The 12,464-nt window shown below is 64.0% G+C and carries 10 protein-coding genes; 3 read left to right on the top strand and 7 right to left on the bottom strand.

Features of this window, described 5'->3' with window-relative positions; translation table 11 throughout:
* Positions 1–54 precede the first annotated feature (54 nt).
* Both G486_RS0100875 and G486_RS0100870 read left to right on the top strand, forming a co-directional pair.
* Positions 55–984 carry a dioxygenase family protein gene (locus G486_RS0100875; RefSeq protein ID WP_027013826.1) on the top strand — a complete coding sequence of 310 codons (930 nt, stop codon included), beginning with the start codon at positions 55–57 and terminating at the stop codon, positions 982–984.
* A gap of 17 nt (positions 985–1,001) precedes the next feature.
* Complete coding sequence (locus G486_RS0100870) at positions 1,002–1,667, top strand: alpha/beta hydrolase (RefSeq protein ID WP_027013825.1); 666 nt, start codon at positions 1,002–1,004, stop codon at positions 1,665–1,667.
* Between the two features lie 95 nt (positions 1,668–1,762).
* Here G486_RS0100870 and G486_RS0100865 read toward each other — a convergent pair whose 3' ends face one another.
* The 3 genes from G486_RS0100865 to aat all read right to left on the bottom strand — a co-directional run bounded on the left by G486_RS0100865 (position 1,763) and on the right by aat (position 4,225).
* Entirely contained in the window at positions 1,763–2,569 is an 807-nt protein-coding gene (locus G486_RS0100865; RefSeq protein ID WP_027013824.1) for an IclR family transcriptional regulator, read from the bottom strand.
* A 105-nt stretch (positions 2,570–2,674) separates the two neighbouring features.
* On the bottom strand, positions 2,675–3,418 hold the full coding sequence (locus G486_RS0100860; RefSeq protein ID WP_027013823.1) for an arginyltransferase: 744 nt from the start codon (positions 3,416–3,418) through the stop codon (positions 2,675–2,677).
* Positions 3,419–3,481: 63 nt separating this feature from the next.
* A complete protein-coding gene (gene aat / locus G486_RS0100855; RefSeq protein ID WP_027013822.1) occupies positions 3,482–4,225 on the bottom strand; it encodes a leucyl/phenylalanyl-tRNA--protein transferase in 744 nt (247 codons plus the stop codon).
* A 217-nt stretch (positions 4,226–4,442) separates the two neighbouring features.
* Between aat and G486_RS0100850 the strand changes: the two genes are divergently transcribed.
* Complete coding sequence (locus tag G486_RS0100850) at positions 4,443–4,757, top strand: hypothetical protein (protein ID WP_027013821.1); 315 nt, start codon at positions 4,443–4,445, stop codon at positions 4,755–4,757.
* A 108-nt stretch (positions 4,758–4,865) separates the two neighbouring features.
* On the opposite strand, the gene G486_RS0100845 is transcribed toward G486_RS0100850, so the two are convergent.
* The 4 genes from G486_RS0100845 to hsdR all read right to left on the bottom strand — a co-directional run bounded on the left by G486_RS0100845 (position 4,866) and on the right by hsdR (position 12,344).
* Entirely contained in the window at positions 4,866–5,864 is a 999-nt protein-coding gene (locus tag G486_RS0100845; protein ID WP_027013820.1) for a DUF5655 domain-containing protein, read from the bottom strand.
* Positions 5,861–7,252 (bottom strand): restriction endonuclease subunit S, encoded by a 1,392-nt coding sequence (locus tag G486_RS21250; RefSeq protein WP_084454946.1) that lies wholly within the window; start codon positions 7,250–7,252, stop codon positions 5,861–5,863. Before G486_RS21250 ends, G486_RS0100845 begins: the two co-directional genes overlap by 4 nt.
* Positions 7,249–8,691: a class I SAM-dependent DNA methyltransferase gene (locus G486_RS0100835; protein WP_027013819.1), complete on the bottom strand. Its 1,443-nt coding sequence runs from the start codon at positions 8,689–8,691 to the stop codon at positions 7,249–7,251. Before G486_RS0100835 ends, G486_RS21250 begins: the two co-directional genes overlap by 4 nt.
* A gap of 164 nt (positions 8,692–8,855) precedes the next feature.
* The gene (gene hsdR / locus G486_RS0100830) at positions 8,856–12,344 is read right to left on the bottom strand and encodes a type I restriction-modification system endonuclease (RefSeq protein WP_027013818.1); all 3,489 of its coding nucleotides are present in this window, start codon (positions 12,342–12,344) and stop codon (positions 8,856–8,858) included.
* Between the last annotated feature and the right edge of the window lie 120 nt (positions 12,345–12,464).

Here is a 12,464-nt window from a genome sequence, read left to right as displayed (position 1 = left end):
CCGTACCGGCCGGCAGAGCTGGATGGGCGGGCTTTCGCCTCTATATTCATGAGCATGCAAGATCAAGTTCTCAGCTCTGTGCACCAGGGCGCTGCCATGCCCGTGCTCTATGTTTCCCATGGCTCGCCCATGTTTGCGCTCGAGCCCGGTCAGACCGGGCCTGCGCTGGGCCGCTGGGGCCAGGCCCTGGTCCAGGCATATGGCCGCCCGCGTGCGGTTGTGCTGCTGTCGCCGCACTGGATGACTCAGGGCCTGGAGGTGATGACGGCCGCCAGACCCGCAACCTGGCATGACTTTGGCGGCTTTCCCGAGGCCTTGTATGCCTTGCAATATCCCGCGCCCGGAGCGCCTCAGCTGGCCCATGAGCTGCTGCAGCGTCTGCTGGCCGCAGGCCTGCCGGCCCATGCCAACCCCGAGCGCCCCATGGACCACGGGGCCTGGGTGCCGCTCAGGCATTTGTTTCCCGAGGCCGATGTGCCTGTGCTGCAGATCAGCCTGCCGGCCGGTTTCGACACGCCCCAGGTGTATGCGCTGGGGCAGGCCGTGGCCGGACTGCGCGAGCAGGGCGTGCTCATCGTGGGCTCGGGCAGCATGACGCACAATCTCGCGGAGTTTCGCCAGCTGCGCCCGGCAGGGCAGTTGCTGCTGAAGTCCGGCCAGGCCATGAACGCGAACCCGAACCCGGGTGCAGACGATCAGGCCGTGGGCGGGGACAGCGACTGCCTGCCCTATGTCCGGGAGTTCTCGCGCTGGATCGAGCAGCATCTGAGGCAGGCCGATGTGTCGGCCCTGCTGGACTACCGGGCCCGCGCTCCGCATGCGCACCGCGCCCACCCCACGCAAGAGCATTTTCTGCCCCTGTTCTTTGCGCTGGGCGCTGCCGCAGACCAGGCCGGTGTGCGCTACCTGAGCCGCGAAGTCATGTACCAGACGCTGGCCATGGATGCCATGGTTTTTGGTGAACAGGCCCAGGTGGCCGGATGAGGAATCAAGAGATGGAGATCAAGGATTTGCCCCTGCTGGCGCTGCAGCGCGCGGCCAGCCCCGGGCCCGGAGAGCAGCCCTGGCTGCTGCTGCTCATGCATGGCGTGGGCAGCAATGAAAAGGATTTGTTCGGGCTTGCGCCCTACGTGCCGCCCCGGTTTCATGTGCTGAGCCTGCGCGCGCCCTATGCCATGCCCATGGCGGGGCCGGACTCCCATGGCTGGTTTGCGTTCAGCGTGGACGCACAGGGGCGGCGCCACATCGACGAAGCCCAGGCGCGGCAGGCGCGCGCCTTGCTGCTGACAACGCTGCAGGAGGCCCAGACGCGCCTGGGCGTAGGTCCTGCGCGCAGCGTGCTGGGCGGATTCAGCCAGGGCGGCATCATGGCGCTGACCACGCTGCTGACCCAGCCCGCTCTTGCGCGTGCGGCCATGGTCTGGCACGGGCGATTGCTGCCCGAGGCCTTGCACGAGCAGGCCGCACAGGCGCAGTTCACGGGCAAGTCGCTATGGGTCAGCCATGGGGTGGATGACAACGTCATTCCCTTGTCCAGCGCGCAGGCGATTCGCACCCATGTGCAAGAGCTGCCGCTGGAGCTCAGCTATCACGAATACCCGGGCTACCACGAACTGCGGCCCGAGGAGCTGGCGGCCAGCATGCAGTGGCTGCAGGCCTTGGAGTGACATTAAAAATAAGAGCTGCTAGCGCTTGCTGATCAAGGATTTCAGATGGAAAACCATCTGAAACTCAGGCAGGTCAAGCGCTGGCAGCTCCTGTTTTAGCGGGTGGCGCGTGCGGGGGCGGTGCGCATGCCGTGGAAGCCCATGGCCTCGGAGATCTCCTGGGCCGTGGCCTGCAGCCTGGACAGCCAGCCCTCGTCGAGCCGGTCGGCCGGTGCCGAGATCGACAGGCCCGCGACCAGCTTGCCCTGGTCGTCGTAAATGCCTGCAGCCATGCAGCGCACGCCCAGCTCCAGCTCCTCGTTGTCGCGCGCCACGCCGTACTGGCGGGCCTTTTCGAGCTCGCTTTCCAGGTCGATGAGTCGGGTAATGCTGTAGTGGGTCTTGCCCGCCAGCCCGGTGCGCGTGGCATAGGCGCGCACCTGCTGGGCATCATCGGCGGCCAGGAACAGCTTGCCGTTGGATGTCAGGTGCAGCGGCGCATGGCCGCCGATGGCGCGCACCACCTGCATGCCCGAGCGCTCGCTGTAGGCGCGCTCCACATAGACGATCTCATCGCCCTGGCGCACCGAGAGACTGACCGGCTGCTGTATCTGCTTGTGCAAAAGGCGCATCGGGCCCAGTGCGGCCTCGCGCACGCTGAGCCTGGCCTTGACCAGATTGCCCAGCTCCAGAAAGCGCATGCCCAGGCGGTAGCTGCCGGACTCGGGCCGGTCCACGAACCGGCCCAGGGCCAGGTCGTTGAGAATGCGGTGCGTGGTCGAAGGGTGCAGGCCGGTGCGTTCGCTGATCTCCTTGAGGGATACCGCTTCCTCGCGCGAGGCCAGAACGTCGATCAGGGTGAACATGCGTTCCAGAACCTGCACGCTGGGCTTGTTGGAGGCCGCGTTATCTTCTTTTTTCATAGGGCACGAAGGGGGCACAGAGGCATTTGGGGAATCCGGGCATTCTAGCGGTGGCAGGCGGCGCCTGGGCATGCTCAAGCGACATGGGCGCCTGCGCCCGCAGCATCAGGCCTTGTCCACGCGCTGCCAGCGATCGTTCACCCGGATTTCATGCGGCAGAAAGCGCGCCTTGTAGTTCATCTTGGGGCTTTGCTCTATCCAGTAGCCCAGATACGCATAAGGCAGGCCCATGGCGCGCGCCTGGTCGATCTGCCACAGCACGTTGAAGGTGCCGTAGCTGGCCTGATCATCGGGCTCGTAGAAGGTGTAGACCGCAGACAGGCCGTCTTCAAGCACGTCGAGGATGGAGACCATCTTCAGCGGCCCCTGGCTGCCGTCGGGCATGGCCTGGCGGAACTCCACCAGGCGCGAGTTGACCCGGCTTTGCAGCAGAAACTGCGTGTACTGGTCCACGCTGTCCTGGTCCATGCCGCCGCCGCTGTGGCGTTTTTGCTGGTAGCGCAGATACAGCGCGTAATGCTCGTTGGAGTAATGCAGCCGCTGGATGGAGGCGTTCAGATCCGCATGGCGCGTGGCCGCGCGGCGCTGGCTGCGGTCGGGCTGGAAGTCCTGCACCACGATGCGCAGCGCAATGCAGGCGCGGCAGCCATCGCAGTACGGGCGGTAGGTGAACATGCCGCTGCGCCTGAAGCCCAGGCCCACGAGCTCGGAGTAGGCGCTGTTCTGTATCAGATGACTGGGCGTGGCCACCTGGGAGCGCGCCATGCGGTCGGGCAGATAGCTGCAGGGATAGGCTGCGGTTGCGTAGAACTGCAGCGCTTGCAAGGGCAGGTCGTTCGGATGCGTCATGGTGTGCTGGTGACGGCTATGCCTGAAGACGGGCCGGCTGCCTGAAGAATGCGGCTGCGCACTTCAGGGCCGGGACAGCAGCTCGTCCCAGTATACGGGGTCGAACTGCCACTGCATTGCAGGCCTGCGGCTTTGCTGCTTCATTCGGCGCAGGAACTCGGCCCTGGGCATTTCGCGTGCACCCAGCGAGGCCAGATGGGGCGTGGCCTGCTGGCAGTCGATCTGTGGTGCATCCTGGGCCCGGCACAGCGCCACCAGGGCCGCCAGCGCAATCTTGGAGGCATCGCTCGCATGGGCGAACATGGACTCGCCGAACACTGCCCGCCCCAGGGCCACGCAGTACAGGCCGCCGACCAGCCGGCCCCCGACCCAGGTCTCCACGCTGTGCGCCAGACCTTGCTCATGCAGTTGCACATAGGCATCGATGATGGCCTGCACGATCCAGGTTCCGTCCTGGCCCTGGCGCGGCGTCCGGGCGCAATGCCCGATGACGGAAGTAAAAGCACTGTCTATACGTATCTCGCACTCGGGGTCTTGGCGAAAGCGCACAAGGCTTTTGCGTAGACTGCGATGCAGGCGCAGCTCGCGCGTCTGCAGCACCATGCGCGGGTCGGGCGACCACCACAGCGTCGGCTGCCCCTCGCTGAACCAGGGGAAGATTCCCTGGCTGTAGGCCGCGCGCAGATGCTCGGCATCAAGCTGGCCGCCTGCGGCCAGCAGCCCGGGAATCGGATCGTCCGCGCCCCAGGTCGCCTCAACCGGGGGAAAGGGCTGTTGCGGAGCAAGCCAGGGAAGGGGGTGGGACATGGAGCTTGAAAACAGTTACACCAAGATGCAGTGAGTTTTGCACAAACTCGGGGGAGCGTCGTTCACGGGCCTGGCCCTGACTGATCTGGGCGGCTGCCGACCGGCCGGGCCGGACAGCGCAGCAGCCGCCAGCAGGCCAGGGCCAGGCAGGGCAGTTGGGGTGTGGCCTTCCAAACTGCTCCATGTTCCCCTTGAGGCCATGGAAGAAGGATGAGCCATGTTCTGGAGAAAATTTCTCACGGCAGGAGGCCTGGTCGAACCTCGTCATATCCGGCGCGCACGCAGCTATCTGGAGGAAGCACGCCTGGCCATGCTGGAGCACTCGATAGCCGCCGAACACTACAAATCCTGCGCCGACATGTATGCCGAGCGCGTCATTCGCCTTGAAGAAGAGCTGCGCCACTGGGAAGAGGCCCAGAGGCAGCCCCGCTCCACGAACGAGGCCCGCCCTGCAGAGCGCCAGCTCAAGTCCATGAACCCCGAGGCGGCCCAACCCTCCAACCCCACGCCCGCCGTGGTGCGCGCGGCTTGACGGTTTGCGCGATACGCACATGGCCTACCCGGGCCGCGGGCGAAAGCTCTCCGCGTGCAGTTTTTCACTGGTCTGCGGGTGGGCTGCGTAGAGGCCGAAAACGCGCTCTTAGCGCAGATAGGCCTGTTCAATGAACGGCTTAGCGGCTTCCAGGTCGGCCAGCGACGTCAGCGGTACTTCGATATCGCCCGTGCCCCAGTGGCCTTTGACTGATACGTCGCGTACCTGGGGCAGCACGGCCCGGATGGCGGGCAGGTGCTGCTGCGGGTCCAGGTGCAGGTATAGCAGCAGCCGGGACTTTTGCGCCACCACCGAGGCAAAGTTGCGAATGCGCTTAAAGGCCGCGTAAAGCCTGAGCTCCTTGCGCTGCACATCGTCGCCCAGGGACAGCGTGTACTCCTCCAGCGAGGCCAGCATGTCCAGTAGATCCTGCGGCAGGGCTTGCACGATGTCTGCATAGCTTTTGTCCGGCCCTGCAGGCTTGCCAGCATCCGCAAGGCTGGAAGCTGGCGCCACACCGCCGGTCATGCCGGCCAGCCCATCGGCTGCAGCCGCGACGACACCATCGGCCTGCGTCTTCTTGCCAGAGGGCGCCACGGGCGCATAGGCATGGGCCAGCTCCAGCAGCAGCAAGTCGCCGCCAAAGCGGCGGTAGCGCATGAGCTCGATATTGCGCTGAATCTGCTGTACCGCGTGCCCGTCGTACTTGGTGAAATCCGCCGCGATGCACACCAGGCGTGGCGCGCTCCAGTCAATGGCTTCGGCTGCGGTGGCGCCCAGTTTCTTGAGCACCAACAGCTCGAACTCGGCCTTATGGTCCAGCAACCAGTCCAGGTAGTACAGGCCCTGGTTGATCACGTTCTCGCCCACCGAGCGCTTGTATTCGATGATCACCGGGCAATGATTTTCGTCGATGCCCAGCGTGTCCATGCGCCCGCCATGCGTCTTGCCTGTGCCGTACTCGGTGGCCAGAAAGCGTATGCCCAGCATGACTTCGAGGTTGGCCTCGATCAGGTTCTGCAGAGGCTTTTCCAGCCCCGATGCCAGGCCTTGCAGCTCGCTGGCGCCGCCTGCAGCGTCCAGTCTGAAGAGTTGAATATCGCTCACAGCGGCTTCTCCTGAGCGCTCTGTGGCGCGGGGTTTTGGGTGTTCTTATATGCAGTGTTACGGGGTTTGCGGGGCTTGGCTGCAAGGCTGGAGCGGCTTTCGGCCAGGCGCCGCAGCAGCTCGGCCGCGGGCTCGTCATCGGGGTCCTGCGGCACCAGCTCGCCACGAAAGGCCTTGGCCAGCAGCGCAGGCGTGAGGCGGTTGGCGGCAGTCTGGGCGGATTGCAGGCGGGCTTCGAGGCGGTCGGCGTAGGCGAATAAAAGCTCTACTCGGCGGACGATTTCGGTTTGTTCTTCGGTTGAAGGAACTGGAAAATCAAAAGCTCTGCATTGAGACAATGAAATGTTTACCTGTCCCACAGAGCCTTTCGTGCTGCTTAGGACAGCTCGGATAGGAGCTCCTTCGCATAACACGGCGTAAATCCATTGTGCAGATATAGCTTCTGAAGGCCTAAATAACGTAATTGCTTGGTTAATGTTCCAGGCGTCATAAGTGCTTGGGACGATTGCAACCTTTCCTAGCGGAGGACCAACAATGTTCATCAGTACATCGCCGGGTTTTACTTGTGACTTGCGAAGCTCGCTGGAATTAACGACGTCTGCGACATACTGAGGTCGGTAATGGAAATCAACCTTTTGGTCCACGATGTTGTAAACCTTGAGGAATGGCACACCATTTTCAGAAAAACCAGCTTTTGGAGTGCCACCACTTTGTACCTTCTCGCATATCTCATCAGCACGTAAGATTTTCCAGTCTGGCGCTCCTTCCCGCCAATCCTCCGTCAACCGTCCCGAGGTAGCGGCAGCCAACACGGACTGGCGCAGGCGCTTGAGCAAGGGCGCCACGCGGGCCAGGCGCTCGTTGACCGCATCCACGTGGGCCAGCACGGTGTCGAGTTTGTCGGCTATGCGGCGTTGCTCCTGCTTTGGGGCCAGCGGAATTTCCTCGGTCAGAAACACCTCCTTAGGCACTCGCTTCAGTCCTACAGACCCTGTCATTGCGACCGTGGCACGCCGTCGAAAATCCTCTGTGCTTAGCCAAGCTAGCAAGTAGCGCCCATCAATGCCCTGGAAAGGCCTGAACACACAGAATTCAGAACTTCCAGCCCCAATGTTGTTGGGAAGCGGTGGTGCAACCCCTGCTTTGCCATTCTCAAAGCAGGGAGTGACTTTGGCGACGATCACATCGCGTGGCTGAAAGTGAACGTAGGCTTTCTTGATTTCACCCCAAGGCTTTTGCTCAAAAGCCATACGATGGCGATAACGGGTGCCGAGATACTGCATTGGCGCGAATGCAGCATTTAATGAATCTTCAGCGAGCGTTTTGGGATTGAAAGTTGCAACATCTGCAATGGCAGCAGTGGCCCATCCACAAGGCAACGCACTCATTCCCCCAACTCCCTCAGAATCCCCTCCAGCTCCGCCACCGCCGCATTGAGTTCCTCCACGGCCTCGCGCGCCAGCACGGCGGGCTCGGGCAGGTCGGCTGCATCTTCCACGCCATCGTCCTTGAGCCAGGCTATGTCCAGGCTGTCGGCCTTTTCTTTGGCGATCCATTCGCGGCCAAAGCAGCGAAAGCGGCCTTGTTCGCCGGTGTCGGTGCGTGGGCTGCGGCCGTTGTGGTCTTCGCCATAGGCGGAGATGAATTCCGCAAAATGCGCGGCGGTCAGCGGGGTGCGCTTGCCGAACTTGGGCGCATTGGTGCGCATGTCGTAGACCCAGACTTCTTGCGTGCTGTCGGTGGCGGCCTTGCCCACTTTTTCGAAGAACAGCACATTGGTCTTCACGCCCTGGGCGTAGAAGATGCCCGTGGGCAGTCGGAGGATGGTGTGCAGCCGGCACTTGTGCATGAGGTCGCGGCGGATCTCGGTGCCCACGCCGCTTTCGAACAGCACGTTGTCGGGCAGGACCACGGCCGCGCGGCCGCCGTCCTTGAGGTGGGCGACGATGTGCTGCACAAAGGCCAGTTGCTTGTTGCTGGTCTCGAAGGTGAAGTCATCGCGCGTGGGCCCGCCGCCGCCCTTGGCCGTGCCAAAGGGCGGGTTGCTGAGCATGAGGTCGCTGAGCGGCAGGCGCTTGCCGGCCTCGGCCAGGGTGTTGCCCAGGCGCACGGCGCCTTCGCCTTCGCCCTCCATGCCGTGCAGCAGGCAGTTCATGAGCGCCAGGCGCCGCGTGTTGGCCACGAGCTCCATGCCCACAAAGGCCTTGCTGCGCTGGAACTGTCGGTCGGCGTCGGGCAGCTCGTACAGGTTATCGGTGCGGTTGCGGATGTAGCGGTCGGCGGCGATCAGAAAGCCTGCCGTGCCTGCGGCCGGGTCCTGTACGGTTTCGCCTTTTTCAGGCTGCATGACGGCGACCATGGCATCGATGAGCGGGCGCGGCGTGAAGTACTGGCCTGCGCCGCTCTTGGTCTCGCCGGCGTTTTTCTCCAGCAGTCCTTCGTAGAGATCGCCCAGGCCGTCCTTGTCGGCGCTGAACCAGTCGATGGCGTCCAGACTGGCGATGAGCTGGGCCAGGTGCCGGGGCTCCTTGAGGCGGGTCTGCGCGCCCGCGTAGATGGCGGCAATGCGCGGGTCGCTGCTGCGCGAGAGCATGGTCAGCACGTCCTGGTAGTGGGTGAGCAAGACCATGCCGCTGCGCTGGGTAAGCTCGGGCCAGCGCGCTTCTTCGGGCAGGCGGTGGCGCTCGCGCACATGCACGCTTTCATGCTCCATCTTGATGTAGAGCAGCAGCACCAGCTCGGTCACGTAGTCGCTGTAGTTGATGCCGTCGTCGCGCAGCACATCGCAAAGGCCCCAGAGTTTCTGGACGATGTCGGAAGGTGTCATGCCAAAAGAAGAAATGAATAAGATAGCTGGTAGCGCTTGCCAGCAGCCAGTTTCAGCATGTTTTATGCCTGAAATGGCCGTGTGATGCGCGCTACCAGCTCATGTATTGATAGGGGTGCGCTTGTGTCCGGGGCCGGGTGAGGTGGCCCGGGGCGGGCAGAGCCTTAGGCCGCCCGCGACCATAGCGATTCTGCCAGCGTGTTGACCACGTTCTGCAATTGTCCGCCCAGCAGCTTGTCCACACGCGGCGTGCCGCCGTCGGGGGCGAAGACGGTGTTGAGAAAGCTTTCGTCGATCACGGTTTCGTGCTTGAGCTGGCGCGCAATGCGGTCCAGCCATTGGCGCTGCACGCTGGTCCAGGCCTGCAGGGCGTAGATGCGCTGCATGGCGCGGTTGACGCGTTCCTCGAAGGACAGCAGGGGCTCGCCCAGCGCGGCGCGGCGAATGTAGGCGACGATGCCGGCCGTGATGTCCTGGTTGCTCTGGTTGCGCCAGGCGGCCTTGAGGCTGGCTTCGCCATAGCCTGCGCCGTCGAGCAGCAGGCGCACTTCGCGCAGCTGCTCGCGCGTGAGTTCTCTGGGGCGGTTGACGACCACGGACAGGGCCACGCTCTGGTTGAGCTGCTCCTGCACGAAGCGGGTAAAGCTGTCCAGGTAATCTTCGGGCTTTGGATAGCTGCCCCAGCTTTGCTCGCGCACCAGCAGCCGGTCCTCGTGGCCGGCGATCACGGGGCGCCAGCCGGTGCCCATGAGTTCTTGCACCTCGCCGATCTGCTGCAGCAGCCTGGGCTGGGCCTGCAGGAACTGCACGGCGGCCTGCGTGCCCTGTTGTGTCTTGAGCGCATGCAGGTGGCGGTGCAACTCGGCAGGCGCAACGCCCCATTGCTCTTGCAGCTGCGAGAGCTTGGTCTTGAGCGCGGGCTTTTTCTGGGCAGCGTGCTCGGCGCGGCGCAGCACGCGCATGAGGCGCTGGCCCAACTGGGTGAGCAGGTCGTCGGCGTGGCTGGTATCGGCTTTGCCGGCCGCGCCCGGCAGCTCGCGGGAGCGCGGATTGGCAAGCTCGTCCAGCAACTGGTCCAGCCCGATCTGGGGGTTCTTGACCGAGGCCTGCATGGTGTTGACCCGCTGCAGTGTGGCAAAGAGCTTGACGGGGTCGTAGATCTTGAACACGGTCTTGCCGATGGGGTCACAGCGGCGTGTGGCCCGGCCCATCATCTGCTCGAACAGAATGCGTGACTTCACGCGGCGCAGAAATACCAGGTGGCAGATGGCGGGCACATCGATGCCTGTGGACAGCAGATCGACCGTGATGGCGATGCTGGGCAGGGCTTCATTCTTGTAGCGGCGTATCAGCTGCGAGGCGTTGTCCACGGAGCCCGTGATCTTGGCCACGGCGGCCTGGTTGTACTGCTCGCCATATTGGGCCTTGAAGGCCTCGTCCAGCAGGCGCTTGACCATGTCGGCATGGGCGTCGGTGGCGCAGAAGATCAGCGTTTTCTCTTCGCCGAAAGGCGTGATCTCGGCCTGGGCCAGTTGCTCGCAGATCACGCGGTTGAAGGATTCGGTGATGACGCTGCGGTTGAAGCTCTCCAGATCGAAGTGCAGCTCGTCATCGAGCTCGGCCACGTCGATCTCGCCGCTGGACAGGTCCACGCTTTCGACCTGCTCGCCCTTGTCGAAGTGAATGCCATGCCTGGAGAGCTGGGTCTCCATGGTGATGGGCGGCTCGTAGTCGATGAGCCAGTCGTCGGCCACGGCTTCGCGATAGCTGTAGGTGTAGACGGGTTTGCCAAAGATGTCGCTGGTGTGCTTGGCGGGCGTGGCCGTGAGGCCGATCTTCACGGCGTCGAAGTAGTCGAGCACGCGCCGGTAGGTGGAGAGATATTGGGCCTGGTCGCGCAGTTCGGCTTCGGCTTCGCTCATTTCCTGGTCCAGCGTGTAGCCGCGGTGGGCCTCGTCCACGATGATGCAGTCGAAGGTGTCGATGCCGGGCGGTGCATCGCTGGCGAACACGCGCTTGACCATAGCCTGCACGGTGGCCACCTGCACGCGGGTGGCGGCCTGGGGCGCCATGTCGCCAAGCTCGGCGATGTTGTAGATGCTGGACAGCGGCTGGTTCTGCTCCAGCAGCATGTCGTCAAAGCTGTCCTGGGTCTGCTCGCCCAAAGCCGTGCGGTCCACGAGAAACAGAATGCGCCTGAAGCGCTCTGTCTTGAGCAGGCGGTAGATCAGGCCGATCACGGTGCGCGTCTTGCCCGTGCCCGTGGCCATGGCCAGCAGGCATTGCGTGCGGCCCTGGGCCAGCGCCTGCTCCACGGCGGCAATCGCCTTGAGCTGGTAGTCGCGCAGCTGCAGATAGGCCGTGGCCTCTTGCGTGAGCAACTGCTGGGCCTTGGCCACATCGCGGCGCAGCAGGTCTTGCAGCCCTTCGGCCGAGTGAAAGCCCGGCAAGGGCCTGGCGAGGTTGGAGGGCTGGCGCAGATCGCGAAACCAGGTGCCGCTGGATTCGGCCCACTGCCGCACAAAAGGGCGGCCATTGCAGGCGTAGGCAAAGGGCAGAAAGAACTGCGCGCCCTGGCCGTCGCTCCAGGGCTGCTGCCAGGCGGGCTGAAGCTCGCCGTTGACGGACATGCCGCGCGCATAGCGTTCGGCCTGGGCCAGGCTGCTGGCAATGGGGGCGCTTTGGCGCTTGGCCTCGATCACGGCCAGCGGCATGAGGCCGGCGAACAGCACATAGTCGGCTCTCTGGCTGCGGCCGCCGGCACCGGAAACAGGCCATTCGGCAATCGCGAGGTTCTGCCCGCGCTGCGGGCGCGCGCCCTTGGCATGGCTGAGCTGCTCGCTGTCGGTCTGCCAGCCGGCATCGCGCAGCATCTGGTCGATCAGCAGGCGGGTGCTGCGCTCGTCCATATGCACTTGGCTGGCCGCGCGGTTGCTGCGTTCGGTCCAGGTGCGCAGTTGCTGGCTGCTGGGGGCCTGGGTACTGGCCTGGGCCTGGGCCTGCTCCAGCTCGGTCTTGAGTCGGGCGTAGTTGTCGCTGGCTTCCTGGGCCAGTTGCGCATAGATGTCGCGCTCGTGCTGGGCCTGGGCGGCCAGCGCACGCTCTTGTTCGGCCTGCGCCTGCAGTTGCGCCTGCAGCGCCTCCATGGTGCTCGGATCGGGCTGCTGCGCCTGCTCGACCTGGGCCTGCAGCTCGGCAATCTGCTTTTGCAGTGCCAGCAGCTTCTGGCTGGGGTCGTCGGGCAGGGTGAAGGGGCCGGGACGGAAGTCGGGATTGCTGCCAAAGCTGCGGTGAAACCACAGGGCCACTTCGCGGGCGATCCTGATGGAGTCCAGCGCTTCCTTGTAGCCGATGGAGGGCTGGACCTCATGCGCCACTTCATTGCCGCGCCGGCGCAGCACATGCAGCATCTGTTTGAGCTGTGGCTCCAGCCCCAGGCGAGCATCCACGGTGCGCAGCAACTCGGCCTGGGTCTGCTCCAGCGTGCTCACGCCGATGCGCAGCGCAACCTCCTTGGTAATGGCCTCGGCCAGCAGGCGCAACTTGAAGACGCAGCTGGTGGGGTCCAGAGGAAAGATTTTTTCCGCCGTTGCGCCCAGGTCGGCCAAGGGCTGGGAATGTTCTGCCAGAAAGCTGAAATTGCTGCTCCCCACGCGGCTTGCCTCTCTGTTGTTGGAAGTGGATCTGCGAATGGTAACAATCTGCAGAGCGATCCGGCGGCAAAACACCAGGGCAGGCCATGCAACAAGCCCCGCAGCGTTGCCACTGCGGGG

It is taken from the genome of Comamonas composti DSM 21721 (assembly GCF_000429845.1).
Classification (GTDB): domain Bacteria; phylum Pseudomonadota; class Gammaproteobacteria; order Burkholderiales; family Burkholderiaceae_C; genus Comamonas; species Comamonas composti.
Note: the sequence above shows the minus strand (reverse complement) of the source record. Positions and strands in the feature narration are given on the sequence as shown.